Genomic DNA, 25,997 nt, shown 5'->3' on the forward strand with positions numbered 1-25,997 from the left:
CACCGCTTTTCGAAAGAGCGACATTTTCTAGTTTTCTTATCGGAATTTAATAATTTATTTAGACCGATCCATCGACACCTGTTGCTTTTTCGAATATAATACCTATTAATAAGCAATTATTCCTTTACGGAAAGAGGAGAGGGAGCGCTATGGCTGAAATTCGCATCCGCAATACGAACGAACGCATTCAAGGCGAAGACAACGTCAAGTCGTTTTTGGAAAACCAAGAGGTGCTTTACGAGCACTGGAACCCGACCAAGCTTCCTGCCGAACTGCAGGAGAAGTTTGTGTTGTCCGACGAGGAAAAACAGCAAATTTTGAACACGTTCGATGCCGAAATTCGCGATCTCGCCGGCCGCCGCGGTTACAAAACGTGGGATTTGATCGCTTTGTCCGACGCCACCCCGAACCTGAACGAGCTGCTGAAGAAATTCGAGCAGGTGCACACCCATACGGAGGACGAAGTGCGCGCCATTACGGCGGGCAAAGGCATCTTTATCATTAAAGGCAGCGAGGACGTCGGATATTTCGATGTCGAGCTGGAGGCGGGAGACGTCATCTCCGTTCCCGAGAACAAAGCCCACTTCTTCACGCTGATGGAAAACCGCAAAATCGTCGCCGTCCGCCTCTTTATCGAAACCGAAGGCTGGATCGCGCATCCGTACGACGACCCCGCGTTCCAAAAAGCCTGATTTTCATATTGTACGCTACTGGCACGAAACGAGCCCGGCGCTTTCCTCAGGAAAGCGTCGGGCTTTTGTGTAGAGCCGTTTGTGCTATAAACCGGCGAGTCCGCGGATTTGACGCAAGCTGACAATTTCCGTGGCGGGTACGATCTCGTCCGAACGGGATACGCCGTGACGGTTGATCCATACCGACTTCATGCCGACTCCGTTCGCGCCCAGGATGTCCGTGGTCAGCTTGTCTCCGACCATCAAGCCTTGGTCCGGCGAGATGCCGAGCAGCTCCATGGCATGATGGAAGATGGAAGCCGCCGGTTTCCCTTGGCCGAACGAACCGGAAATCACGATATGGTCGAAATAGCCGGCAAGCTCCGGAACCCCGTCCAGCTTCTCCCGCTGCAAATCCGGCGAGCCGTTCGTCAGCAGCAACAGCTGGACCTTCCCTTTCAAATCGTTCAGCACCTCGAACGTTTCTTCATAGACGATCGGCCGCGCTCGGCGCTCCGCCCCGAATCGCTCTCCGAGCTGAAATCCAAGCTCCTCGTCGTCTACCCCGAGCGCCTTGAGCCCTCTCGCCCAAGACGCTTTGCGGTAGCCAGGCGCCAGCTTCTCCAGCTTGCGGAATTCCTCCTGCTCGCCTTGGCTAAACCGGGCCCACAGCCCTTCGAACGGATTGATGCCGATCTGCTTCGTAAACGGAAACGTCTCGTACGATTCGTACAGCGCGCGCGCTTCCCTACGTACGGCTTCCTCCAGCAAGGCCGGATCGAGTCCTTCATACCGCTCGGCGGCGGCGGCGCAGGTCGCCTGAAACGCTTCTTTTACACTGCGGTCGTCCCACAGCAGCGTGTCGTCCAAATCGAACAGGATTGCCTGAATAGCCATGAACCGTTTCTCCCCTTTATCCCCATTAAGCCGCTTCTTCTTTATAAGCGATTCCGTTATGTTCGGCGAACTTCTTCAGCCGCGCAGCAATAGCCGGTATGTCGTACAAGCTCTGAAACTTGGACAATACCCAGCGCGTCCGTTTTCCTTTCAGCTGAATCGCCACGCTCCCGCTCTGCACCGAGATCGATTCGATCTCATCGGCTCCGAACACTTTATCCATGCCCATGCGCCGGGTGGCGAGCTTTTGCTTGCCGATCTTGATATACGGTCTGCGCAAGAAGTACATGACCCCCAGCACCATGTAGCCGAGTACGGTAATCCAGTACAACGACTGCGATTCGTACAGCATGACCGAGACGATTGCGAAGAAGAGCGAACAGGCTACAAGCAGAGCGGGCAAAAACCAGCTTCTTCCCTTGTAGACATCCATTTGCTCCTGTGCCGACACCGATATCGGTGTATGACCGGTTTTCTTCCGGCGGCTGTTAATATCCTTGCTGTTTTTTTGCACCATGCGTTCCCATTTTCGGGACATGCGGCTCCTCCGTTCTAATGAGGCTTTTTATCAGGGCCGGCCCCTTGGTCGCCGTCCACGAATTCGATCGAATCAAGCTGCGCCCGGAGCGACGTTTTGAACGCATCGATATACCGCTTGCGCAATTCGTTGCGTTCTTCCAGCTCTTCGTCCGTCAAGCCGACGGTGTTCGCCTTTTTGGCAAGCTCGTTGATGCGGGCAATCATTTGTTCGGTAATCATGTTCGGCCTCCTTGTGTCGGTTACTTCTACTTTGCATGGTTCCGAGCCGATTGTCAAGGAAAGCGGAGCAAACGCGCAAAAGCCCGGAGCGTGTCCGGGCGGGAATCGATTGCCTTCGATAGGATGGAGAAATATCCGTTTATTGAGGCAGCTGCAGCACCTGGCCGGCGCGAACGGCAGACGAGGACAAGCCGTTAACCTTCTTCAGCTTTTCGATATAAACGCGTATATCCTCGCTCTTCTTGGCGCGGCCCTCCGCAATCGACCATAAGGAGTCGCCAGGCTGAACGACGACATGTTCGTACGTTCGAATAGCCCCAGCCTGCACTTCGCCGTCGCCGATCACGGCGGAAAGCACGGCGGCAATGCCGACGCACAACAGAAGCGCTGCGGCGGCCGCCAGCAGTCGCACCTTGAGGCGGACGACGACCGCCCGGACAGCTTCGAAACGGTTCGAAGACGGACGGGAAACGGTACGAGACCGGCCCGCCGCGGAGCCGGCGGCTGTATGAGTGCTGCGATGGAAATCGCTTGGAATGTACATAAAAGAGTTGGACATTGGAATTACCTCCCCAAACACTTGTTCTGGTATCAGATTAACACGAACGTATATTCGCGTCAATGATTTTCGAACAAGCGTTCGCATGTTCGTATTTTATCGGGAAAAATCGAACTTATGTTTGTACGAACTCCGGTTCTGTGGTATAATTTACCCAATATAACATGTCCGTATTGGAGTGATGATCGTGAGCAAGGTTTCCAATCGCCAACAAGCGATACTCGATTTTATTAAGAACGAAGTGCGCGATAAAGGCTATCCCCCTTCCGTGCGGGAAATCGGCGAAGCCGTAGGGCTTGCGTCCAGCTCCACGGTTCACGGCCATCTGGACCGTCTGGAAAGGAAAGGGCTCATTCGTAGGGACCCGACGAAGCCCCGGGCGATCGAGATATTGGGACATGACGATTCGTTGTCCGCCTTCTCTTTCTCTATCGCGCGCGTCCCGCTCATCGGGAAAGTTACCGCCGGGGTGCCGATTACGGCAACCGAGAACATCGAGGAATATTTCCCGCTTCCCAGCCACTTCGTAGGCGATCATAACGTCTTCATGCTGCGGGTTGTCGGAGAAAGCATGATCGATGCCGGCATTCACCATAACGATTACGTCATTGTCAAGCAGCAGCCGACCGCGAACAACGGAGATATCGTCGTGGCGATGACCGAGGACGACGAAGCGACCGTGAAGACGTTCTACCGGGAACGCGACCATATCCGGCTCCAGCCGGAAAACCCGGCCATGGACCCGATCCGGCTTCGTAACGTCACCATTCTCGGCAAAGTGATCGGCCTGTTCCGCGATATTCATTGAGACAACAGCAAGCAGCCCTCCGCATCGAATCGGGAGGGCTGTTTTTATATGGATGGAAGCCTGCGGGTTCGTTCCCACAACACCGCGGACTCTTTCCAACTAAAAAATCCCCTGCCATAAGCATGGCAGGGGGTACTGATGTACAGCGGGCTGCGATTAAATAAACGCTCTCGAAATGATTACCAGAAGGATGAAGAGAACAAGGATAACGCCCGTACTCGTCCACAGCCCGCCGCCTCCGCAGCTGAAGCCGCCGCCGAATCCACCAACATCAGACATTTTGTCACCTACCTTCTTTTTAACTACAATCACATAGTATGAGCGAAAATCGAAATGGTTTGGACGAATGCCCTATACGGATAGGAGCCCTATCGTTCGCAGCACAAAATGTTAGCCAGAAATAGCCTTCCTTTGGTTACGGTATTACGAATTTACGACGTCGAAGCGATCATGTCTGCCTCGTCCAAGTGAAAAAAAGCGCCTCCGTAGCGTGGAGGCACTTTTTTCAAGGGCTGCTTAATTTAGTTCGAGTCTCGCGATTCGAAAGGAACAATGGTGGTGGCATTCAGGGGCCCCACCTGCGACAGGTCTTGAATGCGGTAGCATGCCCCAAAAGGATCCCCCCGCTATTGCTTATGCGATAAAGGTTTCCGCTCTTAGTACAACGTCATGTACTGATCGCGTTCCCAAGCGTGAATCTGGGTGCGGTACATGTCCCACTCGATTTCCTTAAGCTCTACGAAGTGAGAAAGCGCGTGCTCGCCGAGGGCGTCGCAGATCACTTCGTCGCTCAGCAGCTCGATCAGCGCTTCGCGAAGATCGGCCGGCAAGCTCGGAATGCCTTGATCTTCCCGCTCTTCTTCGGTCATGACATAGATATTGCGGTCGACCGGGGCCGGCAGCACCGTTTTGTTCTGAATGCCGTCCAAGCCGGCCTTCAGCATAACCGCAAGCGCCAGGTAAGGGTTGGCCGCCGGATCGGGGTTGCGCACCTCTACGCGGGTGCTTAAGCCGCGGGAAGCCGGTATCCGGATCATCGGACTGCGATTGCTCGCCGACCATGCTACGTAGCACGGGGCTTCATAGCCGGGAACAAGCCGTTTGTACGAATTGACGGTCGGGTTTGTGATCGCTGCGAACGCGCGGGCATGCTTGAGCACCCCTGCCATATAATGGCGGGCCGTTTCGCTCAATCCGAGCTTGTCGCTGTCGTCGAAAAATGAATTCGTGCTGCCCTGGAACAGCGATTGATGGCAGTGCATGCCCGAGCCGTTGACGCCGAACAGCGGCTTAGGCATGAAGGTTGCATGCAGGCCGTGCTGTCTGGCGATCGTCTTCACGACGAGCTTGAACGTCTGAATCTGGTCGGCCGCCTTGATGGCGTCCGCATACTTAAAATCGATTTCGTGCTGGCCCGGAGCAACTTCGTGATGGGAGGCTTCGATTTCAAAGCCCATCTCCTCCAGAGTCAACACGATTTCGCGGCGACAGTTCTCGCCGAGATCGGTAGGCGCCAAGTCGAAGTAACCGCCTTGGTCGTTCAGCTCCGTTGTCGGATTACCCTTCTCGTCGGTCTTGAACAGGAAAAATTCCGGCTCCGGACCAACGTTCATGGCCGTATAGCCCATATCCTCCGCTTCCTTCAACGCCCGCTTCAGAATGCCGCGCGGATCGCCAGGGAACGGACGGCCGTCCGGCAAATAGATATCACAGATCAGACGGGCTACGCGATCCTCGGCAACCCAAGGGAAGATGACCCAGGTGGCCAGATCCGGGTACAAATACATGTCCGATTCTTCGATGCGCACATAGCCTTCAATAGAGGAGCCATCGAACATCATCTTGTTATCAAGCGCTTTTTCCAGCTGGCTGAGCGGAATTTCCACGTTTTTGATCGTGCCGAGCAGGTCGGTAAATTGCAGCCGAATAAAGCGGACATTTTCCTCTTTGGCAATTCGCAAAATGTCTTCCTTCGTGTAGTTCGATTGAGTCATCGTACAACTCCTCCTTATGACTTATGATTTAAAAACCGCGAAAGCTCGCCTTGAATAAGGGATACTTTACCCCGGCGATTGCCGGTCAACAGCTCGCGCTTAAGCATCTTGTGCAGCTGCGCGTCGTCCAGCTCCTTGCGCTTCACTCCGGACTGGTCGGTAATAACCGTCGCGTCCTCGGAGTCTTTGGATACGGGATTAAGCACTTGCTTGATGCCGGCAATGTTGACGCCCTTCTCGATCAGTGCCTTGATCTGAAGCAGCCGTTCCACATCGTTAAACGAAAACAACCGTTGATTGCCATCGGTTCGCGCCGGGACGATCAATTCATGCTGTTCGTAATAACGGATTTGCCGGGCGGTCAGATCAGTCAGCTTCATGACCGAGCCGATGGAGAACAATGCCATATTACGGCGGATTTCATCGCTCACTTTACACCACTCCAACATGTAGAGGATAACTTAATTGTACATATCGGACACAAACATGTCAATGCATGTTAGGTTTAATTACAGGAAAATCGCAATTATCTTCTGAGCTCGGACTTCACGGTTGAATGCGCCTATCCCCTGATTCACTTACAGAAGCTCTTTGTCGATCATATTCGACAAAGCCTTGATGACCCCCCACTTCACATGAGCGTAAGTAAGCCCACCTTGCATGTAAGCGATATACGGGGAACGAATCGGCGCATCGGCTGACAGCTCCAGGCTGCCCCCTTGAATGAACGTGCCGGCGGCCATAATGACCGGATGCTCGTATCCCGGCATGTCCCATGGCTCGGGCACGACGTGGGAATCGACCGCAGCCGCCTTCTGAATGCCTTGCACGAATGCGATCAAATGCTCGGCGCCGGTAAACCGGATTGCTTGAATCAGATCGGTCCGCTCGTCGTTCCAGCGCGGACTCGTTTCAAAACCAAGCTGCTCGAAAAGCGCCGCGGCGAAGACGCTCCCTTTGAGCGCTTGTCCGACAAGATGGGGGGCCAGGAACAAGCCTTGAAAAATGTTTCGCGTCGTGCCTAGCATCGCCCCGACCTCGCCGCCGATCCCCGGCGCCGTATGTCGGTAAGCGGCCAGCTCGACCAGCTCGCGTCGGCCTACGATGTAGCCCCCTGTCGGCGCCAGTCCACCGCCGGGGTTTTTAATGAGCGAGCCGGCCATCAGATCGACGCCGACCTCGGTCGGCTCCTTCTCCTCCGTAAATTCCCCGTAGCAGTTGTCGACGAATACGATCGTCTGCGGCGAAAGAGCCTTCACGAAGCGGACCATTTCGTCAATTTGACCCACCGAATACGAGGGCCGCCAATCGTAGCCGCGCGAACGCTGAATGCCGACGACCTTGGGAGGGTCGCTAAGAAGCTTGTCCTTTAAAGCGTCCCAGTCCGGCATACCGTCCTCGGCCAGCGCCAGCTCGCCGTAGCGAACTCCCCAGTCCTGCAGAGAGCCCAGTCCGTCTCCCGGCTTCCCGATCACTTTATGCAGCGTATCGTAAGGCTTGCCTGTTATGTACAGCAGCAGATCGCCCGGACGGAGCACGCCGAACAGGGCGGTGCCGATCGTATGGGTGCCGGAGGCGAAATGCGGCCGGACAAGTCCGGCCTCCGCCCCAAACACTTGGGCATACACCAGATCGAGCACTTCCCGGCCGCGATCGTTGTACCCGTAGCCGGTCGATCCGGCGAAATGATAGTCGCTTACTTTGTATTTCTGGAAGGCTTCTATAACCTTCCATTGATTGCGGTCCACCCGTTGGTCGATTTCTCTCAGCTTCGGCTCCGCCTGAGCCTCCGCCAATTCCATAAGCCGGGCGATCTTCTCCGGTACGATCATCTCAGTAGCTCTCTCCCTCTTGCTGTATCGCCTCGTGCGCAATAAACGCCTGAAGCATAGTGCCTTGCTTATCGAACTCGTTGTGCTTCAGTCGGACGTCGAACCGGATATCCTCCCCTTCGACTTCCTGTCCGAGCACGTCCCCTACGCGGTAGACGAGCGAGATCAAATCTCCGCGTCCGGCAGGAATAACGAAGCTTCTCGTATCCCCCATCAGCCTTTCCTGAACAGCCAGCTTCAGCCGCTCCATATCGTCGGGTGAAAATGCCGACACCCGCAGCGCCTCGCCTTGACCTCCGAGCCGCAGCTCTCGGCGGTCCTGCTGCAGGTCGGATTTGTTGAACAGGACGATTGTCGGTTTCCCGTGAGCGCCCAGTTCGCGCAATACGTCGTCGACGACGCGCATTTGCGCATCCTGCATATCGCTGGAGCCGTCCACGACGTGAACGATCAGATCGGCCTCGCATACTTCCTCCAGCGTAGCGCGGAAAGCGGCAACGAGATCATGCGGCAGGTTTTGGATAAAACCGACCGTATCCGTCAGGACGACCTCTTGTCCGTTGGGCAGCTGCAGCGCTCTGGATGTCGGGTCCAGCGTAGCGAACAGCTGGTTCTCGGCATAGACGTCGGCCTGCGTCAGCCGGTTAAGAAGCGTTGATTTGCCCGCATTCGTATAACCGACGAGCGCGACCTGGAATACGCCGCTTTTTTTGCGTCTGACGCGGTGCAGCTCGCGATGCCGCTTCACCTCGTGCAGAGAGACGCGCAGCTCATGGATCCGGTTGCGGATGTACCTGCGGTCCATCTCCAGCTTCGTTTCCCCCGGTCCGCGCGTGCCGATCCCCCCGCCTAGTCGCGACAAGTTGACGCCGTGGCCGGACAGGCGTGGCAGCAAGTAGCTGAGCTGGGCCAGCTCGACCTGCAAATATCCTTCGCGCGTTTTGGCTCGCTGCGCGAAGATGTCCAGAATAAGCTGGGTGCGGTCAATAATTTTCAGATCGAGCGCTTGCTCCAGATTGCGAACTTGGGCCCCGGACAGCTCCTGGTCGAATATAGCCGTATTGGCGCCTAGCGTCTCGGCGACGGCACGGATTTCTTCAACTTTCCCTTTGCCCACAAACCATCTTGAATCCACCGCATCCTTCGTCTGCACCATTGAATGAAGCACTTGTACGCCGGCGCTGTCCGCCAGGCGGATCAGCTCGTCGAGCGAATATTGTACCATGTCCTCGGTTAGCCGTTCGCTTTTCAGCACCAGACTGACCACGACGGCTTTGTCCGTCTGACCATCCGTTACTTCATGCGTCGTTTGCTTCATTCTGCAGCTCCAGCTCCTTTATCGTCAGTTCGCCGTACAGAGGCATAAGGCCATTGTACCATATTCCGGCAGCCATTTTGGTAAAGGGCCGCTTTTTTAGTATGTCCCCGATCCGGCGGAAGGCGAGAACGGCAGCTCCAGCTCCACCGTCGTGCCTTCGTTTGGTACGCTGCGGATTTTCAGTTTGCCTTCGTGATTTTCCATAATGTTATGGCAGATCATCAGCCCTAGTCCCGTTCCCGTCTCCTTCGTCGTAAAAAAAGGCTGGCCCACCTGTTGAATGAGCTCGTCCGGAATACCGCCGCCCTGATCGGCAATCCGCACCAGAAGCCGGTCCCCGGCCTTTGCTGCGCGAATCGTCACCTCGCCTCCATGAGGCATCGCTTCGATCGCATTTTTCAAAATATTGATAAACACCTGCTTCATCTGGTTCTCGTCGCAGCGGATCGGCGGAATCGGCAATGGCTGCTCGAAGACCAGATGCACCTTGTTCAGAATCGCCTGCGTTTCCAGGAGCGTGACCACATGCTCGATGACGATACGCAGATCCGCCTCCCGGAAATTGGCCGGACGGGGCCGCGACAGCAGCAGAAACTCGTTGACGATAAAATTGATGCGTTCCAGCTCCGTAAGCATGATTGGATAGTACGCTTTATTGGCCTGCTGCTGCGACTGGAGAAGCTGGATGAATCCTTTCAGAGCGGTCAGCGGATTACGGATTTCGTGAGCCAGCCCGGCTGCAAGCTGACCGGTCACGGCGAGCCGGTCGGAGTTGCGCAGCAGCTCTTCCGCTTTTTTCTGTTCGGTCATATCCTTGGCGATCGCATACATCCCTACGATCTGATGGTCGGCGATAATAGGAATATTCGTAACGTGCACAAGCACCGTATGGCTGTCCCGATGAAGCATTCGCAGATCGAGCTGAACGGGCGCCCCCTTCAATGTCTCGGAGAACGAAGCAAACGCTCGGGAACGGTCCTGCGGATGAATCATTCCGATAAACTGTCCTCTTGTCATCGCATCGGCCGGATGACCGAGCAGTTTGGCGGCCGCCGGATTGACGGCGATCAGCTTGCCTCTGCGATCAAACGTGCAGATCGGGTCCGGGTTGTGCTCGATCAGATCGGCCGTTTTGCCGTGAAACGTAGGCAGACGGTGGTGCAGCTTGAATTCGTACATATTCAGATCGGCGTCGTGCAGCAAGTCCTCGATACGGGCATCTCGCTCCGGCCGGGTAGCCGACACGCCGACGGAGAATGATAAAGATACCGGCGCCGCGCCTTCGTGGGGAATAAAGGTTTGCCCGCTGAGCTCGTCCAGCAGCCTTTGACGGATGTTGCCGAGCCGGACCGTATCCTCGACGACGACGACGAATTCGTCCCCGCCCAGCCGACCGGCGATGCCGTTAAACGGCTTGATCAACTGCCGCAAGTAGTCGGCGACCAGCAGAATGACCTTATTACCCACCATATGACCGTATGTATCGTTGATTTGCTTGAAAAAGTTCAGGTCGATCAGGAGCACCCGCACCGGATGTCCTTCGTCGATCAGTCTTTGTCCGAACAGCAGTGTCTGCTGCAAGGAAGCGAGCCCAGTCAGCGAGTCGATCATGCTCAGGTGGCGGTATTCGTTTCGTTCCCGCTCGAGGCTGCGGGTATAGTAGGCCAGAATCGTATAAGCGGCCGCATTGAGCGAGATGAAGAACAAATGGGTGATCCACTCGCTGTCATGCGAAAATTCGTCGGAGAGATACAGGGTCGTGCCGATCGCAAGCGCGGCTGCAAGAGTATACAGAGGATTGGGAAGGAGGAAGGCGAATAACAGCAGCAGCACGTAAGCGATAATCAACGCGACGAACAGATGGTCCGGCCGGGCCGTCGTCATGTACACAAGCAGGGCCAAGCTGCAAAGCGTATAAGCCAGAACGCGCTGCCTGCTCCAATGAACGGCCGACATCAGCAGCACGGCCAGCAGGCAGGAAGCCGCCATTCCTTCCCAGTCGGGGATCGAATCGACCATCGCGCTGAGGCCGATAAGCAGGGCAAGTCCCGCAAGCATCGTATCTTTTTTGCGGAATGCGGTTGTCCGAAACGATCGAAATAAGCGCATGACATACATGACAGCATGTTCCCTCCCGTACGGTTGGCGAATAGCGGCAGAATATCCGGCAGCCGCAAGCTAGCTGTAACAAGAACGTAGCTTCTGCGAAGTCTATCTCCCAGCAATGTGAAAATAAAATAAGCCGCCCCCGAATTAGGGGACGGCCGATGGATACAACATTGGCAGCGCGAACGCGAACGTTTCAGCAACCCGGCTGCATCTAGCTCATCGAGCCCTAATCGGTCTGTGCTTCGCGTCCGGCCGATGGACGAGGCGACCTGACTAAGGCGACTCTCCATCTCACAGTTGTTGCTAGTATCTGACAATACTATACCATAGGTTCACCGCCAGCGAAACAGGAAATACAACGTTTTCAAAGTCCTCGCGGTTGTAGCTCGGCCAGCAGTCTGTCGAGCCGGAGTCCGTCCATCGTATCGATCCGTTTGCTGTGTTCGCCGAAGCGCAGCGTCGCCGTCACGGAATTGGGCACGATCACGCAATGCAGACCGGCTCGATAGGCGGCCAAAGCCCCGTTAGGCGAATCCTCGAAGGCAAGCGCCTCGCCGGGCTTTACACCGAGCTGCTCGACGGCCTGACGGTACAGTTCCGGGTCCGGCTTCACCTTCGCCACATGGTCGCGGGTGCGGATGACGGAGAAATAACCGCGTATTCCGTACTTGTCCATATACCCCGTAATCCAATCGGTGCCCGAACTGGAGGCGAGCCCGATCGGCAAACCGAGCAGCTTCGCCTGCTCCAGTACGTCCGTAACACCCGGACGCAGCGCCTCCTGCTCCATCCGCTCGTCGAACCGTTTGCGCCTCATCGTCCGGAACTGCTCCCGATCCACGGCCCGGCCGATCAGACTCTCCAAATATTCGTAAGGATCGAAGACGGACAGCATATCCGTCCCGATCACGTTACCCCATACTTCCAGCGGCAGCTCGGCGCCGTAATGCCGGTACGTCTCGGCGTAAGCGTGGTATTCGTTTGTTTCCGTATCCAGGATGAGTCCGTCAAAATCAAGTACAATCGCCCGTATTCCCGTCATGGTCATCTTCCTTCCCAGCTTCTCCCCGCAGACCGGACAAGACCGGGCGGATGACCGTATTATAGCATTGCGCCGGCAAATGCGGCAAAGCCGGAATCATGAGCGATTCCCGTCACACTCTATATGCCGACCCTTTTGTCCGCCCGCATATCCTCCGGCCGGATCGCCATCAGCTCATGCCTCCCTGGCGAGGAGGAGGTATACTGGCCGAGCAGTCGGACGGCCTGTTGACGCACGGAGCGCTCCATCAAGTTACGGACGAAGCGGGCGTTGCTGAACGTCGACGGATAGCGATTTTTCTCTGCCGAAACCATCTGGCGCAGCTTCATCACACTGTCCGGCAATAACGTATAATCGCGTTCCTTCACCATACATTCGGCGATTTGTACCAGCTGATCGACCGCATAATCGGGAAATTCGATCATAATTGGAAAGCGCGACGGAAGACCGGGATTCGTTGCCAAAAAAAAGTCCATTTCTTCCGAATAGCCTGCCAGAATGAGCACAAACTGATTTTTATAGTCCTCCATCGCCTTCACTAGCGTATCGATCGCTTCTTTCCCGAAATCTTTCTCGCCGCCCCTGGCCAGACTGTATGCTTCATCGATGAACAGAATGCCGCCCATCGCCTTCTTGATCAGCTCGCGCGTCTTGAGCGCCGTATGCCCGATATACTCGCCGACCAGATCCGCCCGCTCGACCTCGATCAAATGACCTTTTTGCAGCAAACCCATCGTCTGGAACAGCTTGGCGACGATGCGGGCTACCGTCGTTTTACCGGTGCCGGGATTGCCCTTGAACACCATATGGTACACCTGCTGCGTAGACGCGAGCCCCGCGTCCGCCCGATACTGGCCGATTTGCAGCAGAGCGTAGATCTCGTAAACGAGCTCCTTGACGTTGTCAAGTCCGACCATTTGCTCCAGCTCTTTCATGACGTCGGCGAATGGCCCCTGGGCGGGAACCGCCTTGCCGCCAGTCTGCGGCTCCGGTTCGGTTAGCGGCTGCGGCTCGGGGGTGCGCAGCACGACATTGATTTGCCTCGAAGCCTTGCCCATATTGTCGGAAACGACACGAACGTTCAACGGTTATCACCTCTTCTGTTGGAAGGTGCAGACAACGAGCTACCCTAATAATGTACAAAGCAACAAGTTGTCCTATGATCGCGAGTTCGCCGTTTTCGCCAAATTTTGTATGAAGAACCGGCTAAAACCGGCGCGGGAAGGTCCGTTTTCGTTTGAATTATTTTTCACTTGGAAGTTCCCGCGCGCATATGTTAGACTTCACGTAAAAGCAACTTGCAGGGGTGGTTTAACTGCTGAGGGAGTGATAATGATGAAGGAACGTCTCCTGTTTACACTCGTGCTTATCATTGGGATTTATATGATCGTTCCCTGGATCGCGACGCGAATTTTCGCTATCGGCGTATTTCGCAAAGGAAAGCTCTCCAGTCAGGTTGCCTTGACCTTCGACGACGGTCCGGACCCGGCCTACACGCCGGTTCTGCTCGATCTGCTGCGCAGGCACGGGGCGAAAGCGACCTTCTTCGTTCTCGGCTCCAAAGCCGAGCGATACCCGGACTTGATCGAGCGCATTCATCGCGACGGTCATCAGATCGGCATTCATAATTATTCCCACAAGTCGAACTGGTTTATGTCCCCCTGGACCGTTCGTCGAAAACAGGCGGACCGATCGGCGGACATCGTCGCCTCCATTACCGGAACGAAGCCGGTCGTGTACCGTCCGCCATGGGGCGTTCTCAATGTGTTCGACCTGTTCCTGCTGAAGTCGTACACGGTCGTGCTGTGGTCGGTCATGCCGAAAGATTGGCGCAGCCGGGTCGGCCGGACCAAATTGAAAAGCCGTCTGCTGAGTCGGATCCGCGAAGGTTCCGTCGTACTGCTGCACGACAGCGGAGATACGTTCGGCGCGGATGCGGACGCTCCCGGCTACATGCTGAATGCCCTGGACGAAGTGCTGGCGAGCATGAAGCAGCGCGGACTGGAGCCGGTTCGTGTGGACGAACTGCTGAACTCTTCCCTGAAACACCGGCTGGGACTGTTCAAGCGGGTGCTCGTCAATGCGTGGATGGCTTGGGAACGCTGCTTCGTCAAGCTGTTCCATCTGAAGCTCGTCGATATCGGCAACCCGCTCGTGAAGCTGCGCGTCCGCGAATACCAGGGACGGCAATCGATCGTCCTGCCCGACGGGGAGCAGATCCGCAAGGGCGATCTGGTCGCCGAGATGCATCTGGACAATTATACGCTGTTCCGGCTAGGAATCGACTCGCGCAGCTCGGTGCAGCTCGCCACACAGCTCATCCGCCGAACCCGCATGCTGATGCCGGAGATCAGCAAGCTGCTGCTTACCGACCCGCAATACCAGCACGTAAAAGGATTATATGGCATTACGATGATCCACCGCGGCTCCAAGCAGCTCGGCTTCACCGTCTTCGATTTGCCGAATGGCTGGTTCGCCCGGATGACCCGCACTTATTTGCGTCTGCTGCTTTATGTCGTGCATCCTAACGGCAAAGAGAGATTGAAGGAGAAGACGAATTTGCTGGAACCGAAAATCGTGGCGATCTCCAAAAACGAATTGAAAATTCGTTATATTGCCTGACCGTGACGGCGCCCTAAAAGTCACAGTTTGGCAAGGCGAACAATAAAAACAGGCCGAGAGACTCAACCGTCGTTGAGGGCACTCGGCCTGTTTTATCGTTTCCCAAGCTGTCTAACAATGCTTAAAAAGCTGACCCGACAAGCTTCATCCGCAGCTTGTCCACAATCCATTTCGTATAGGCTAGCGTCTCTCGCACCTTGTGCCAAGGCATCCACATCACCTGCGAGTCGGTCAGCGCCACGGCCGGATCAACAAAGCCGACGAAGCGGGCTATATCCACCGCTCTTGCTCCATGGTACTGGTGCGTCACGATGATCGGGTCGGTCCAGCCTTCCCGGTCCATAATCGCCTTGCTGAACAGTAGATTTTCGTATGTACTCGTCGCTTCCGGTTCCTCGATAACCTCATCCGCAGGAACGCCCCGTTCGATCAAATACCGCTTCATGCCTTCCGCTTCGGTGACGGTCGCGCCGTTATTGTCCAGTCCGCCCGATACGATCAGGCGATCGACCTTGCGGTCCTCATACAAAGCGTAAGCCTGGTCCAGCCGTTCGCGCAGGCCGGGACTTGGCCGGTCGTTCCAAAGCGCCGCCCCTAGCACGATAGCGGTTCGCGCCTGTGCGGACGGTGAATGAAACTGCGCCGCATGAATGAGCCACTGAATGTAGCCGACCCAGATGAGGCCGAGCGCGACTAGAACGGCGGCCAGGGACAACAGTCGGCGCCGCGTCGTTTTTAACACTTTACACCCTTCACAAGCTCGTCCAGATGCTTATCGGCCACAAGCAGCAAGTCGAACGAGCCTTTCCGGTACTCGTCCATCACCAGATTGGCCGTCCGCCATGCCAGCTCGCCGTCCTTCTCGGCCAGCTCGCCGCGCCGCACCGCATCCTCGAGCCGGTCCTGATGCAGGACGAACAACTGACGGTTCGGCAGGACGACAAGGCTCAGATACAGATCGTCATACCAAGGAACGCCTTTGACCGTGACTCCCTGGCTCTTGCAGATCGTGATGGTGTGCTGCACGATGCGGTTGCGCTCGTCGTAGATAGAGGTCACGTTATAGTTCGCGTGCTCGGGAAACAGCTGCAGCCACGTATAGCCGGACCCCGCGACACAGATTTTGTTGCGATCGTACTGCTTGTACAATGGCTCCTTCACCTTGCGCAGCTTCACCAGCGTCACCGTGCCGGAAAATCCGATCGTCCGGACCGATACGACCGTAATATCCTCTTCCTCGATCTTCCCCCATTCGTTTCGATCCGCATATTTTCGAATCAACTCGCTCTCAACCTCCCCAATCGTCATATAAAGCCCGTCACTTCTCGGATATGTCGATTTTGTTGATTTTCACCTCCTTCGTAGGGGCGCTTTCCTCCCCGCTCGCTCCGACCTTCACCGGCGTGGCGGCAATTTTCTGAACGATATCCATCCCGGAGGTCACTTGTCCGAAAATCGCATATCCTGGTTTCTGATTCAAGTTCGCGCAGGTTGCTCCCGTGCAAATAAAAAACTGGCTGCCGCCCGAATTTGGCTTTCCCGTATTCGCCATCGCCACGATGCCTGGATCGTACTTACGGGTCGTCTTCAGCTCGTCCTCGATCGTGTAGCCCGGTCCGCCCATTCCGGTTCCGGTCGGGTCGCCGGTCTGAATCATGAAACTTTTGACAATCCGGTGGAACACGACGTTGTCGTAAAAGCCTTGCTTGGACAGGAATACGAAGTTATTGACCGTCTTCGGCGCGGTGTCGTTGAACAGGCTGACCGTAAACTTGCCCTCCGTCGTATCGAATACCGCCTCGTATTTCTTGTCCGCCTTCAGTGCCATTGCCGGCGGCGCGCTCCAGCTTTTCTCGCCGATTTTGCCCTTCGGCGCGCCGCTGCCGCTGCCGCCACCGCAGCCGACCAGCGTCAACGCCAGCGCCCCTGCCAGCGCGGCGGCCTTCCATGTCCGGTATGTGTGGAACAACCCGCATCTCTCCCTTGTCGATGTGCATCTCGTGCTCGTTTCTCGCACCAAATTATACCACTTGATTGCCGGGCCGATCAAATGCGCGAAGTTTTTGCGTATGCCAAAAGCCCCGCGGCCGGCGGGGCTTGGGCAAACAGGCGCCTTTCTCACTTGACCAGCTTGTCGTCGGCCGGCGGCAGCAGGACGATTTTCCCGTCCTCCACCGTCACGACCATTTTGTTCGTATTTTTCATGCCGACCGCATCCAAATAATTGGCGGGAATTTGCAGCCTGCCGGCTTTGTCGAGAATGGCGTATTCCACATGCGTCTCTTCCCGCGCCGCCGCGCCCTGCTCCATCTCCGCCAGCTCGTCGGCATACGAGCGGCTGCGGATAAATTCGGACGACGTCTTGCCGTCGCGGATTGCCACAACGCGGTCGACCTTCCGGGCTAGAAGCGGATCGTGGGTGACGATCACGACCGTGAGGCCGAGCGAGCGGTTCAACTCGCGAAACAGATCCAGAATCTGGTTGGCCATCTTCGTATCGAGCGATCCGGTCGGTTCGTCCGCCAGCAGCAGCCGGGGATGGTTGGCAAGCGCAATCGCGATCGCTACGCGCTGCTGCTCGCCCCCGGATAGCTGGTGCAGTTTGTTGCGGATCCGGTGGCTCAAGCCTACGGCATCCAGCAGCTCGATTGCGCGCTGCCGGCGTCGCCGCCCCTGCAGCAGAATGGGCAACTCGACATTTTCCAGCGCGGTCAAGTAAGGAATCAAGTTGCGCGCGTTGTTCTGCCAGACGAAGCCGACCGTTTCCCGCTTGTATTTCACGATATCTTTCTCGGTAAATTTCAGCAAATCTTTGCCGTCGACGACCAGATTGCCCGCGGAAGGCCGGTCGAGACCGCCGAGCATGTTCAACAGCGTCGACTTGCCGCTGCCGCTGTTGCCGATAATCGCCATCAGCTCGCCGGGCTCTACATGGAGATCGAGCCCTTGGAGCGCCACGACCTCCAGATCGGCCACCTTGTATATTTTCACCAGATTGTCGCAATGGATCATCAGTCTAATCCTCCCCCAGCTTGACGGCCTGATGGATTTTGATCCGCGAGAGAAGATAGCCCAGTATGCATAGACCGATGGCGATCATCGCCGTTACGATCAAGTACAGCCGGGTCGAATCGGAAGGGTCGACCATGACTTGAAACGGCGGTACCTGGGTGGTCGGATTGAACGACAGCTGGAACAACGGCACGTACAGCAGGCTCGTCACGCTGCCGATGCCCGCTCCGAGCAGGAAGGCCGCTCCGGACGTCAGTATTTGCTCCGTGATGAGCATGCCGATCAATTGGGGGAAGGAGATGCCGACCGCCCGCAGGATGCCGTATTGCAGCACGCGCCCGTTCAAGGACAGCACCCAGTACAACAGGAAACCGAAAAAGCTGATGACAACACTGATCAAAAACCCGAGCGTCATCACCCCGTTGATCGCCATCTGGAACGGATCGTTTTTCGCCTGCGTCATCTCGTAACCGGTATCCATGAAGCTCTCGATCGGAAAGTCTTTCTCGTTCAAAGCATCGTTGAACGTTTGCTTGGCGTTCGGTTCGTCCTTCAGATGAATCCATACCTGATACGGCTCCAGAGCGATCGCGCTCTGGATATAGCTCAGATGGCCGACGACGAGCTTGGGCAGATCCGGCTTCTTGCCGCCGCTGGCGGGCTGAGACGGATTCGGGTTGAACGTCGGCCAGTAATCGACGATGCCGTATATGGTGAACGGCTTGTAGGAGACCCCGTTCCAGCCGACGTTAATCGAATCTCCTTCCTTCACGCCCATCTGCTCGGCCATCGTACGCGAGACGAGCACCGCGGACGGCTCTGTCGAGATCAAGTTCAAATAGTCGTAAAAATGATGATCGAGCAGGCCGTCCTTCACGTACGCCGTCAGGCCGAAATCATCCGTGTCGATCCCCATCAGTTTGATTTTGGACGAACTTTTGCCTAGTTGGGCGATTGCGTCGTCCTTGACGAACACTTTAGCCGCTTGAGCAACGCCCGGCAGCTCGCCGAACACCTGGAACGGCGGCTCCGTATATTGCACCCGCTTCGGCGGGGCAATCGGGGTGGACGGCGCCGGCGTCTCCCCTTCCCCGGCCGGCTCCTCGCCTCCGCCCATCATCGGGGGCGGCGCGTCGTTTTCCCATTTCACGTTCAGGACGATATCGGTGCCATTCTTGTACTTCACCTTCTCCAGCGTATTGCTGTTCATCGTCCGCGCGGCGCTGGCGCTGAACAGTCCCGTGGCAAGCGTAATCATCAGAAACACCATCAGGAAGCTGTACTGATTGCTCGAACGGCCGACTTGGATCAGCGTCGAATACAAGGAGGGCGGCCATATTTTGCGGCCCAGCCCGTACACGAGCCGAATGAACAGCGGGTACACCCGCAGCAGCAGCAGCCCGAGGCCTAGCGTGAACAGAGCAGGCACGAGAAACAGCAGCGGATCGACCTTGAAGTTGGCCGAATCGAGGCCGAGCGACTGCAGATCGGTCATGCGCCGCTTGAAGCTTTGCAGTCCATACAGGGCGACGCCGAGCAGGGCGACGTCGATGAAATATTTATGCCAAAACGACATCTTGGTCATTCTCGCCATCTGCTGCTTATGGCCGACGATCGAGGCGCGCGTCGCCAGAAAGGCTGGAATGAGCGTCATCAGCAGCGAAAACCCGACCGCGTACAGCGCATACTTGTAAGCCGTGGCATTGACCTCCACAAGCAGCGCCGACCGCTGCACGAACTCCAGGAAGCCGTTGGAGGCTCCGAGCATGTTCGTGAGGGCCATGCCCGCGTAAGGGCCGACCGCATAGGCGATCGCACCGAGCATGAGCCCTTCGATCACATAGCTGAGCAAAATTTGCAAACGGCTCGCCCCGCGGCTGCGCAGCACGGCGATCTCCGTCTTCTGCCTGTCGACGATCAGATTGGACACCATGAACAGGTAGAAGCCGAGCATAATCATGACGGGCACGTTCAAGGACCACAGCATGACGCGCAGCTGCTCCTGGCGGTCCATATATTTCGAGATGACGCCGAGCGCGGGCGCCTTTAACGCTTGGCTGGTGAACGTATTCGAGACGAAGCCGTCGATGCGCTGATGCGTCGTTATGAACGAACCGATCGTGTCCATGTTCATCCGCGAATAATCCAATGCGAAATACCAGAAGCCGGCCCGCACGGAAATAGCGTCCCCGCCGGTAATGTACTTCTCGAATACGTCGTAGTTCATAATAAACGACCGTCCGTAGCTTTCGAGCGGCGTATTCCAGAACAGGTCGTGCTCGTCTTTCGGATTGATGACGCCGACCGGCTTGACCGTAATCGGGTTCGGGACCCGTTCGTCCTCGATCACGAACTCGTTGCCGAGCACCATCTTCAGCTGCGCCAAAGCGCTTTCCACGACAAGCACCTCGAATACGCCGTTTACCGGTTCCTTTGCCGGCATGACGCCGTCCACCAGCTTCACATGCTGCTCGAAATCGGTCAGGGCGACGATGTCCACATTCCGTTTGACGGTGGCATCCACCCGCTCCTTGTCCTTTGGCGTGAAAGCAAACGAATCGGTGCCCCGTTCCCGGACATATTCCAGCACCGGCAGATGGAAGCGGGGGCCTATCGATTGCATGAATTGGTCGACGCTGCGTGCGCTGTCCCCGTTCTCCTTGGGCGTTTCGCCGGTCAGAAAAATACCCGTACGGTGAGTCAGCGGATACGCGCCCGACGTCACCTGGTAGTTTTCCAACTCCTTGACCAGCATGCGCTGCAAAATCGCTTCGGTATAAATCGGCATGCTGCTGACGAGCGCCACCGACAGCACCAGGCCGAACAGCAGGCTGAGCTCCAGCCATTTGTTTTTCAGCATTTTGCGAAAAATCATTACTAGAATGGCCACGTAATGCGGTCCTCCTTTCGAGGCTTCGGGCTGAAAGCGGGGCTGCCCGCCGGAGCGCGTCCCGCCCGTATGTTACTGGAGGATCAGCTTCTGGCCTTCCTTGAGACCGTTGACGATCTCCACGCCGTCCGCGGTTTCGAGACCTTTCTCCACGTCGACCTCCTTGAGGCTGTCCCCGTCCAGAACCTTCACGTAATTGCGGCCCAAATATTGGGCTATCGCCCGTTGAGGGACGAGCAGCACGTTTTCCTTCACACGCGTCACGATCTGGATATCGGCCGTCGAGCCGAGCGTCATCGCTTCGACCGGATTTTGCACCTCGATGTATACCGTCTTCGCGTACTTGTCCGCCAGCTGCTTGTTGTCCGTGGGCGGCGTATTGGACGGAGCCTGTACGACCTTCCCGGCCAGCTTCGCGCCTTTGAAGGTGACGTCGACCGCAATGCCGGCCTGCACCTCCAGCATATCGCCCGTGTTTCCGGACGTATAGGCAAGACGAATGGCCTTCGGATCGGAAACGATGACGTACGTTTTGTTCTGCTGCACGGAATCGCCGGGTTTGGCGGCTTCGACGAAGGTGACCCTGCCGTCCATCTGCGCCCGCATGATTTTGCCCTCGACCGCCTTGCGGGCGTCCTCGAGCCGCGCTGTGGCGATTTCCAGCTCCATTACGCGGATTTTCATTTTGTTGACGTCCTGGGTCGTCTTGGCCTGCTCCAGGTTGTATTTGGCCTGCTCGTAATCGCGCTCCTTTTCTTTCAGCACGATTGCGGAGTCGCCAGCATCGAGCACGATCAGCGGATCGCCTTTCTTGACCGGCGCGTCCTTGATCACGAGCACCTCCTGAATTCTGCCGGTCGTACCGGTAAACTCGTGATTTTTCACCTGGGTCGATTCGACCGTCGCCACGCCGCTGATTTTTTTTGTAGCCGTTCCTTTCTTGACTTCGGCGACCTCATAGTTTTCCTTGACCGGCTTGACAAGCGGAGGCTTGAGCGGTTCGTCCTCTTTCGGAATGAGCGAGCAGCCGGAGCAGGCAACCGCGACAAGCGCAGCCAGGCAGGCTCGGCGAGCGAATGTTTTACCCTTGATCGACAATTTGCCCATCCTCCAATGCGTAGACCTGATCGACGATCTCCATGATCGCCGGATCGTGAGTTGTGATGACGATCGTCATGCCTTCCTGCTGCACCAGATCCTTGAAAATTTTAATAATCTGCAGACCCATCTTACTGTCAAGCTCCGCTGTCGGCTCGTCGGCAAGCAGCAGCTTGGGCCGATGCGCGATCGCTCTGGCGATAGCCGTCCTCTGCTGCTCCCCGCCCGACAGTTCGAACGGACGGTGGTTCATGCGCGCCTTCAGTCCGACGCTGTCCAAAGCCCGTTCGGCCAGCTCGCGGTGCCGCTTGACAGGCACGCCGGCGATGCGCAAGCCGAATTCGACGTTCTCGTAAGCGGACATGAGCGGCATCAGCGCGAACGACTGAAAAATAAAGCCCATCTGGATGCGGCGCAGCTCGTTGCGCTTCTTCTCGCCCAGCGTCGTTATTTCTTGGCCGCAAAAATAAATGGCTCCTTCGTTCGGTACGTCGAGCGCGCCCAGCATATTAATGAGCGTCGTCTTCCCCGACCCGCTCCTTCCCTTCAAGGCGACCAGCCGCCCGTACGGAATCGATAGGTTGGCTCCCTTCAAGGCATGTACCGCCGCGCCGCCGCGTCCGAATGTCCGTCTGATCCCGACCGCCTTCAAAATCGGATCGCTGTCTTGCGTCGGATCGTAAAGCGCCATATCCCCTTTGCGCACCGTATCCATCGTTTCCACCCCATTTTTTTTGCGCATCATACCCCATACTACTACTGTAATCGGTTTCAATCGGACAGAATAGACCCATTTTGTTCGAAAAGGGGGCGATTTGTTCGATTCGACCATCGTAGGGTGGTAGACCCCTGCGCCGCGGCATACGCTTAGTCGTATAGAGGGTTTGCGCGAGGAGGTATCGTCTTATGCCGTCCATCCAAAATCCGGGAATGCCGCTCGTACGGCAAGCTACCGGCAAATCGGATATTTTGGTTCCGGCGGGGCGAACTCCCCGTCCGGCGCATGCGCATTATGCCGCGGCCCGTTCCTCGACCGAGCTTGGGCATTGGCATTGGATTTATTTTTTCACGTATCCCGTCAACGGCAGCGCCGCGGACGGCCACGTTCACGATTATCAAGGCACGAGCCGGGTCGCCGATTATAAGGGCGTCTCGCACTTCCATCGGTTCAATGGCACGACCGGTCCGGCCATTGCGCTTGCAGACGGAACGCATTACCATTTGTTCAGCGCCGAGCTGAACGACGAGCCTTTTCAGCTGGAGGGCGGCAGCTATTTGACCGTGCTAAGCATCCCCCGTCATACCCATTCCTTCTCCGGACCGACGGGGCCGGGTCTCGGCTACGAGCCTCCGGGGTGGTAATGGCAGCGTCTCGGGCTAAGAAGCAACTTCGCGTAGGAGGAGGGCATATACTTCCACACCGCGCAGACGCCAAAAAGCCCCGCAGGGCCACCGGTACGGCTGTGCGGAGCGGACACGCTTGCATGAAGCGGGCATGTGCGACTTTACACGTTTATGGAACCGCGTTAACCCTTGCGCCACGATAGGCGGTTCGGCATATAAGCGGGTTACCGATGGAGCGGGTCTTGCACGACGAGCATATTTTTGACGTTTTCGTAAATCGGGGTGCAGTCGATACAGGAGCGAATCAGACCGTTGAAGCGGAGCTGCTCCATCTGCCGTTTCAACTCCTCTTGATCCGGGACGATCCGGAACTCGTACGTTTGACTGCCCACCTTGACCGTGTACGCTTCTCCGCTTTGCTCGCCGGACATGGGCGCAAGCGGCTCCGTTATGTTCTGCTTGTCCAGACTGCTGCGCAGAGCAGCCCGGTCTATCTCTTTTTGCCGGGTTTTCTTCAGGGCGCTGATCACATTGCGGATTTCTTCGTCGGCAAAGCGCGGCTTGGCCGCCCCGTCCTCCTCGCATCCGGTCAGCAGCAGCACCATTGCGCAGCAGGCCGCCAGCCATCGTTTCCTCATCTCCGTCCCACTCCCGTCGACTATCGGTATATTTATTACGGACACTGCGGTCAGCGCGCAGCCTCGACCGACTTCCGGGCCATCGCCAGCGCTTCCTCGTACATGCCCGTGTTCGCCTTGATCCACGGAATGTCTGACGCCTCCCGGGGCGCGAACAAGCCGCGGCCCTGCACTTCGTCGTTCTCCTGCACTTCCTCGAGCCGGGCGATCGTCGCCCAATAAAACACCAGATAACTATCCGGATGCGGGTATGGGTATCCGTCCGGTTTCGTTCCGTGCAGCCGGATGCGCTGATACCCGAGCAGGCCGGATGCGTCCAGCACTGCGCCGGTCTCTTCGTAGCATTCCCGCCTCATCGTCTCGGCCGGCGTCTCGCCAGGCTCGATATGCCCTCCGGGAATATCCCAGCCCCGTCGTTTCAACTGCGTCAAGAGAAGCGCCTCCCCTTGAAAAGCCAGCACGAACGCGCCTGTCACCCCTTGCCGTTCCGGCAGCTCGTCCGAGACGATCATGCTGACTTCATTCGGCAGCGGCAAACCCGGCATATCCCGTTGTTCGCATACGATTCTCATCGGTTCCGTTCCTTCCTGTTTTTCCCTTCATTGTACCATGGAACATAAATGGCTCGCAGCCTATGGCAAGGAAAATACGTATTGCGAATAGCCGTTATCCCGATAACGATATCGTTTGAAGTTTGCACATTGACACGACCCCGGGAACTTCCTATAATATCCTTAACGTTAACGTCATGGTTGGGGGCATATATGGAACCAAAGATGCTGATCGGGGAGCTGGCGACAAGAGCCGGAGTCACTCCTCGCACGATTCGTCATTATCAACAGCTGGGCTTGCTGGGGAATATCGAGCAGGAGAGCAACGGCTTTCATTATTACACGGACAACGCCTTGCAGCGTTTGCACAAAATCAATGTGCTGAAGCGGATCGGCCTCAGTCTGGATGAAATTCAATCCGTCATCGATCTGTACTTCGAGGAACCCACTATGATCAAGGGCAAACAAAAGGTGCTGGAGATTTTGGCCCGGCATTTGCAGGAAACCGATGCGAAGATGGAGTCGCTGGCTCAATTCCGGCAAGAGATACAAGCCAACATAGACCGAATTCAGACGATCGTCGACCAGATGTCGTCGTCGCCGTGATTGCCGATCACGGTTTCTTTTGCCCAAACCTTTACGTTAACGTAACCGTCATACATATAAGAGGAGAAGGAGACGATTGGACATGAGTGCACACAAATCGTTGAACGGACGACGCGTCATCGTCATCGGCGGAGGTTCGGGCATCGGCCTTGCCGCCGCACGCAGAGCTTCCGAGCTCGGGGCCGAGGTTACGATCGCCGGGCGCGGAGCGGAACGGCTGGAACGGGCGGCTGCGGACTTCCCTAATCCCGTCCGTACGAAAGTGCTGGACGTTCGCAAGGAGGACGACGTGCAAGTTTTTTTTTCCGAGACGGGCCCCTTTGACCATCTGGTCGTAACGGCGGGCGAGCTTAAGCACGGCTCCGGGAAGCTTACGGAGCTAGATACGTCCAGCGCGCGCGAGCAATTCGAAAGCCGCTTCTGGGGACCGTACCTGGCGGTGCGCCATGGCGCGTCTGCGATCCGCGAACACGGTTCCGTGACGTTGATCTCGGGATTTTTCGGCGATAAAGCGATTCCGGGGGCTTCTGTGCCTTCCGCCGTGCACGGGGCGATTGAAAACCTGGCGCGCGTGCTCGCCGTGGAGCTGGCTCCGGTGCGGGTCAACGTCGTCTCCCCGGGGTATGCGGATACACCGCTGCACGACGGCTTGACGGCCGAGCAGAAGCAAGCCTGGTTCGAGCAGACCGCTCCCACCTTGCCAGTCCGCCACATCGCGGAGGCCGATGAACTGGCCGACGCCATCCTGTTCCTGATCGGAAACGGCTACACGACAGGAGTTACGCTGACCGTAGACGGCGGCGCAAGGCTAGTCTGACCATGCGCGGCGGAGCCCGCAGTCCGAGGATCGGGAGAGCTTCCTAGAGATGGGCCAAAATATTGACGAGCTTTCCGAACGGATCGCGCACATAAAAGCGCCGGACTCCCCACGGCTCGTCGGCAGGTCCGTATTCGACGGAAAATCCCGCTTCGCGCATCTGCTCGTACACGGCTTCGACATCGTCGACTTCGATCGAAAAATCCGGCGTCGGCGTATCCGAGCCTCCCTGCGAGGCAAAGCTGATCTGGACATCCATCCGCTCCTGTGAGCCGAACGTGGCGATCCAGCCATGGTCCATCAACAGCTCCAGCCCCAAAATATCGCCGTAAAACCGGCGGGCTTGACCGATATCGACGGTATGAATATTGGAAACGATACGCTTCACTTTCATATGCGTCCCTCTCTTCCCTTCGCACTTGCGCAAGAG

Annotated in this window: 28 protein-coding genes; 7 read left to right on the forward strand and 21 right to left on the reverse strand. The window is 56.7% G+C overall.

What is annotated here, in order from left to right:
- The first annotated feature begins 149 nt into the window (after nucleotides 1-149).
- Nucleotides 150-692: a 1,2-dihydroxy-3-keto-5-methylthiopentene dioxygenase gene (locus tag ABD796_RS12185; RefSeq protein WP_344908024.1), complete on the forward strand. Its 543-nt coding sequence runs from the start codon at nucleotides 150-152 to the stop codon at nucleotides 690-692.
- Nucleotides 693-776: 84 nt separating this feature from the next.
- Here the strand turns inward: ABD796_RS12185 and ABD796_RS12190 are convergent, their stop codons facing one another.
- The 4 genes from ABD796_RS12190 to ABD796_RS12205 form a co-directional block, all read right to left on the reverse strand.
- A complete protein-coding gene (locus tag ABD796_RS12190) occupies nucleotides 777-1,568 on the reverse strand; it encodes an HAD family hydrolase (protein ID WP_344908027.1) in 792 nt (263 codons plus the stop codon).
- 25 nt (nucleotides 1,569-1,593) lie between these two features.
- Entirely contained in the window at nucleotides 1,594-2,106 is a 513-nt protein-coding gene (locus ABD796_RS12195) for a hypothetical protein (protein ID WP_344908029.1), read from the reverse strand.
- Between the two features lie 14 nt (nucleotides 2,107-2,120).
- Nucleotides 2,121-2,327 carry a DUF896 domain-containing protein gene (locus ABD796_RS12200; protein WP_344908032.1) on the reverse strand — a complete coding sequence of 69 codons (207 nt, stop codon included), beginning with the start codon at nucleotides 2,325-2,327 and terminating at the stop codon, nucleotides 2,121-2,123.
- 139 nt (nucleotides 2,328-2,466) lie between these two features.
- Entirely contained in the window at nucleotides 2,467-2,886 is a 420-nt protein-coding gene (locus ABD796_RS12205; RefSeq protein ID WP_344908034.1) for a LysM peptidoglycan-binding domain-containing protein, read from the reverse strand.
- Between the two features lie 187 nt (nucleotides 2,887-3,073).
- Between ABD796_RS12205 and lexA the strand changes: the two genes are divergently transcribed.
- Together lexA and ABD796_RS12215 are read left to right on the forward strand one after the other, a co-directional pair.
- Nucleotides 3,074-3,694, forward strand: coding sequence for a transcriptional repressor LexA (gene lexA / locus ABD796_RS12210; RefSeq protein WP_344908037.1), 621 nt, complete (start codon nucleotides 3,074-3,076; stop codon nucleotides 3,692-3,694).
- 138 nt (nucleotides 3,695-3,832) lie between these two features.
- Complete coding sequence (locus ABD796_RS12215; protein ID WP_344908970.1) at nucleotides 3,833-4,015, forward strand: hypothetical protein; 183 nt, start codon at nucleotides 3,833-3,835, stop codon at nucleotides 4,013-4,015.
- A 335-nt stretch (nucleotides 4,016-4,350) separates the two neighbouring features.
- On the opposite strand, the gene glnA is transcribed toward ABD796_RS12215, so the two are convergent.
- The 7 genes from glnA to ABD796_RS12250 all read right to left on the reverse strand — a co-directional run bounded on the left by glnA (nucleotide 4,351) and on the right by ABD796_RS12250 (nucleotide 13,047).
- Nucleotides 4,351-5,688 (reverse strand): type I glutamate--ammonia ligase, encoded by a 1,338-nt coding sequence (glnA, locus tag ABD796_RS12220; RefSeq protein WP_344908040.1) that lies wholly within the window; start codon nucleotides 5,686-5,688, stop codon nucleotides 4,351-4,353.
- Between the two features lie 14 nt (nucleotides 5,689-5,702).
- Nucleotides 5,703-6,119, reverse strand: a complete 417-nt coding sequence (locus ABD796_RS12225; RefSeq protein WP_344908043.1) for a MerR family transcriptional regulator — start codon at nucleotides 6,117-6,119, stop codon at nucleotides 5,703-5,705.
- A gap of 147 nt (nucleotides 6,120-6,266) precedes the next feature.
- Nucleotides 6,267-7,520 carry a methionine gamma-lyase family protein gene (locus ABD796_RS12230; protein ID WP_344908046.1) on the reverse strand — a complete coding sequence of 418 codons (1,254 nt, stop codon included), beginning with the start codon at nucleotides 7,518-7,520 and terminating at the stop codon, nucleotides 6,267-6,269.
- A gap of 1 nt (nucleotide 7,521) precedes the next feature.
- Nucleotides 7,522-8,838, reverse strand: a complete 1,317-nt coding sequence (gene hflX, locus ABD796_RS12235; RefSeq protein ID WP_344908048.1) for a GTPase HflX — start codon at nucleotides 8,836-8,838, stop codon at nucleotides 7,522-7,524.
- 96 nt (nucleotides 8,839-8,934) lie between these two features.
- On the reverse strand, nucleotides 8,935-10,956 hold the full coding sequence (locus ABD796_RS12240) for a diguanylate cyclase domain-containing protein (RefSeq protein ID WP_344908051.1): 2,022 nt from the start codon (nucleotides 10,954-10,956) through the stop codon (nucleotides 8,935-8,937).
- A gap of 355 nt (nucleotides 10,957-11,311) precedes the next feature.
- Nucleotides 11,312-11,989, reverse strand: coding sequence for an HAD family hydrolase (locus ABD796_RS12245; RefSeq protein WP_344908054.1), 678 nt, complete (start codon nucleotides 11,987-11,989; stop codon nucleotides 11,312-11,314).
- Nucleotides 11,990-12,108: 119 nt separating this feature from the next.
- Entirely contained in the window at nucleotides 12,109-13,047 is a 939-nt protein-coding gene (locus tag ABD796_RS12250; RefSeq protein WP_379120372.1) for an AAA family ATPase, read from the reverse strand.
- Nucleotides 13,048-13,324: 277 nt separating this feature from the next.
- Here ABD796_RS12250 and ABD796_RS12255 point away from each other — a divergent pair, with 277 nt between their 5' ends.
- Complete coding sequence (locus ABD796_RS12255) at nucleotides 13,325-14,611, forward strand: polysaccharide deacetylase family protein (RefSeq protein ID WP_344908062.1); 1,287 nt, start codon at nucleotides 13,325-13,327, stop codon at nucleotides 14,609-14,611.
- 121 nt (nucleotides 14,612-14,732) lie between these two features.
- On the opposite strand, the gene ABD796_RS12260 is transcribed toward ABD796_RS12255, so the two are convergent.
- The 7 genes from ABD796_RS12260 to ABD796_RS12290 form a co-directional block, all read right to left on the reverse strand.
- Nucleotides 14,733-15,353 carry a SanA/YdcF family protein gene (locus ABD796_RS12260; RefSeq protein ID WP_344908067.1) on the reverse strand — a complete coding sequence of 207 codons (621 nt, stop codon included), beginning with the start codon at nucleotides 15,351-15,353 and terminating at the stop codon, nucleotides 14,733-14,735.
- Nucleotides 15,347-15,892 (reverse strand): ribonuclease FAU-1 family protein, encoded by a 546-nt coding sequence (locus ABD796_RS12265; RefSeq protein ID WP_344908070.1) that lies wholly within the window; start codon nucleotides 15,890-15,892, stop codon nucleotides 15,347-15,349. Before ABD796_RS12265 ends, ABD796_RS12260 begins: the two co-directional genes overlap by 7 nt.
- A 37-nt stretch (nucleotides 15,893-15,929) precedes the next feature.
- Nucleotides 15,930-16,580 carry a peptidylprolyl isomerase gene (locus ABD796_RS12270; protein ID WP_344908073.1) on the reverse strand — a complete coding sequence of 217 codons (651 nt, stop codon included), beginning with the start codon at nucleotides 16,578-16,580 and terminating at the stop codon, nucleotides 15,930-15,932.
- Nucleotides 16,581-16,729: 149 nt separating this feature from the next.
- Entirely contained in the window at nucleotides 16,730-17,623 is an 894-nt protein-coding gene (locus tag ABD796_RS12275) for an ABC transporter ATP-binding protein (RefSeq protein WP_344908076.1), read from the reverse strand.
- Between the two features lie 4 nt (nucleotides 17,624-17,627).
- Nucleotides 17,628-20,513: an ABC transporter permease gene (locus tag ABD796_RS12280; RefSeq protein ID WP_344908079.1), complete on the reverse strand. Its 2,886-nt coding sequence runs from the start codon at nucleotides 20,511-20,513 to the stop codon at nucleotides 17,628-17,630.
- Nucleotides 20,514-20,585: 72 nt separating this feature from the next.
- A complete protein-coding gene (locus ABD796_RS12285; protein WP_344908082.1) occupies nucleotides 20,586-21,611 on the reverse strand; it encodes an efflux RND transporter periplasmic adaptor subunit in 1,026 nt (341 codons plus the stop codon).
- Nucleotides 21,595-22,302, reverse strand: a complete 708-nt coding sequence (locus tag ABD796_RS12290) for an ABC transporter ATP-binding protein (RefSeq protein ID WP_344908938.1) — start codon at nucleotides 22,300-22,302, stop codon at nucleotides 21,595-21,597. Before ABD796_RS12290 ends, ABD796_RS12285 begins: the two co-directional genes overlap by 17 nt.
- 215 nt (nucleotides 22,303-22,517) lie before the next feature.
- Here ABD796_RS12290 and ABD796_RS12295 point away from each other — a divergent pair, with 215 nt between their 5' ends.
- A complete protein-coding gene (locus ABD796_RS12295; protein ID WP_344908086.1) occupies nucleotides 22,518-22,973 on the forward strand; it encodes a YmaF family protein in 456 nt (151 codons plus the stop codon).
- Between the two features lie 206 nt (nucleotides 22,974-23,179).
- On the opposite strand, the gene ABD796_RS12300 is transcribed toward ABD796_RS12295, so the two are convergent.
- Together ABD796_RS12300 and ABD796_RS12305 are read right to left on the reverse strand one after the other, a co-directional pair.
- A complete protein-coding gene (locus tag ABD796_RS12300; RefSeq protein WP_344908089.1) occupies nucleotides 23,180-23,593 on the reverse strand; it encodes a hypothetical protein in 414 nt (137 codons plus the stop codon).
- Nucleotides 23,594-23,643: 50 nt separating this feature from the next.
- Nucleotides 23,644-24,165, reverse strand: coding sequence for an NUDIX hydrolase (locus tag ABD796_RS12305; RefSeq protein WP_344908092.1), 522 nt, complete (start codon nucleotides 24,163-24,165; stop codon nucleotides 23,644-23,646).
- 192 nt (nucleotides 24,166-24,357) lie between these two features.
- On the opposite strand from ABD796_RS12305, the gene ABD796_RS12310 reads away from it, so the two are divergent.
- Nucleotides 24,358-24,750: a MerR family transcriptional regulator gene (locus tag ABD796_RS12310; RefSeq protein ID WP_344908095.1), complete on the forward strand. Its 393-nt coding sequence runs from the start codon at nucleotides 24,358-24,360 to the stop codon at nucleotides 24,748-24,750.
- A gap of 82 nt (nucleotides 24,751-24,832) precedes the next feature.
- A complete protein-coding gene (locus ABD796_RS12315) occupies nucleotides 24,833-25,567 on the forward strand; it encodes an SDR family oxidoreductase (RefSeq protein ID WP_344908098.1) in 735 nt (244 codons plus the stop codon).
- 43 nt (nucleotides 25,568-25,610) lie between these two features.
- On the opposite strand, the gene ABD796_RS12320 is transcribed toward ABD796_RS12315, so the two are convergent.
- Complete coding sequence (locus ABD796_RS12320) at nucleotides 25,611-25,961, reverse strand: VOC family protein (protein WP_344908101.1); 351 nt, start codon at nucleotides 25,959-25,961, stop codon at nucleotides 25,611-25,613.
- Nucleotides 25,962-25,997: the final 36 nt, after the last annotated feature.

It is taken from the genome of Paenibacillus hodogayensis, assembly GCF_039536325.1.
GTDB classification, from domain to species: Bacteria; Bacillota; Bacilli; order Paenibacillales; family NBRC-103111; genus Paenibacillus_AB; species Paenibacillus_AB hodogayensis.

Excerpts from the sequence above, each read along its gene's own strand:
- ABD796_RS12305 (WP_344908092.1), bottom strand. The coding sequence starts at position 24,165 with ATGAGAATCGTATGCGAACAACGGGATATGCCGGGTTTGCCGCTGCCG.
- ABD796_RS12190 (WP_344908027.1), bottom strand. The coding sequence starts at position 1,568 with ATGGCTATTCAGGCAATCCTGTTCGATTTGGACGACACGCTGCTGTGG.
- ABD796_RS12290 (WP_344908938.1), bottom strand. The coding sequence starts at position 22,302 with ATGGCGCTTTACGATCCGACGCAAGACAGCGATCCGATTTTGAAGGCG.
- ABD796_RS12295 (WP_344908086.1), top strand. The coding sequence starts at position 22,518 with ATGCCGTCCATCCAAAATCCGGGAATGCCGCTCGTACGGCAAGCTACC.
- ABD796_RS12205 (WP_344908034.1), bottom strand. The coding sequence starts at position 2,886 with ATGTCCAACTCTTTTATGTACATTCCAAGCGATTTCCATCGCAGCACT.
- ABD796_RS12320 (WP_344908101.1), bottom strand. The coding sequence starts at position 25,961 with ATGAAAGTGAAGCGTATCGTTTCCAATATTCATACCGTCGATATCGGT.
- ABD796_RS12240 (WP_344908051.1), bottom strand. The coding sequence starts at position 10,956 with ATGTATGTCATGCGCTTATTTCGATCGTTTCGGACAACCGCATTCCGC.
- ABD796_RS12185 (WP_344908024.1), top strand. The coding sequence starts at position 150 with ATGGCTGAAATTCGCATCCGCAATACGAACGAACGCATTCAAGGCGAA.
- hflX (WP_344908048.1), bottom strand. The coding sequence starts at position 8,838 with ATGAAGCAAACGACGCATGAAGTAACGGATGGTCAGACGGACAAAGCC.
- ABD796_RS12300 (WP_344908089.1), bottom strand. The coding sequence starts at position 23,593 with ATGAGGAAACGATGGCTGGCGGCCTGCTGCGCAATGGTGCTGCTGCTG.
- ABD796_RS12315 (WP_344908098.1), top strand. The coding sequence starts at position 24,833 with ATGAGTGCACACAAATCGTTGAACGGACGACGCGTCATCGTCATCGGC.
- ABD796_RS12200 (WP_344908032.1), bottom strand. The coding sequence starts at position 2,327 with ATGATTACCGAACAAATGATTGCCCGCATCAACGAGCTTGCCAAAAAG.
- ABD796_RS12195 (WP_344908029.1), bottom strand. The coding sequence starts at position 2,106 with ATGTCCCGAAAATGGGAACGCATGGTGCAAAAAAACAGCAAGGATATT.
- ABD796_RS12255 (WP_344908062.1), top strand. The coding sequence starts at position 13,325 with ATGAAGGAACGTCTCCTGTTTACACTCGTGCTTATCATTGGGATTTAT.
- ABD796_RS12275 (WP_344908076.1), bottom strand. The coding sequence starts at position 17,623 with ATGATCCATTGCGACAATCTGGTGAAAATATACAAGGTGGCCGATCTG.
- ABD796_RS12230 (WP_344908046.1), bottom strand. The coding sequence starts at position 7,520 with ATGATCGTACCGGAGAAGATCGCCCGGCTTATGGAATTGGCGGAGGCT.
- ABD796_RS12215 (WP_344908970.1), top strand. The coding sequence starts at position 3,833 with ATGTACAGCGGGCTGCGATTAAATAAACGCTCTCGAAATGATTACCAG.
- ABD796_RS12310 (WP_344908095.1), top strand. The coding sequence starts at position 24,358 with ATGGAACCAAAGATGCTGATCGGGGAGCTGGCGACAAGAGCCGGAGTC.
- ABD796_RS12250 (WP_379120372.1), bottom strand. The coding sequence starts at position 13,047 with ATGGGCAAGGCTTCGAGGCAAATCAATGTCGTGCTGCGCACCCCCGAG.
- glnA (WP_344908040.1), bottom strand. The coding sequence starts at position 5,688 with ATGACTCAATCGAACTACACGAAGGAAGACATTTTGCGAATTGCCAAA.
- ABD796_RS12245 (WP_344908054.1), bottom strand. The coding sequence starts at position 11,989 with ATGACGGGAATACGGGCGATTGTACTTGATTTTGACGGACTCATCCTG.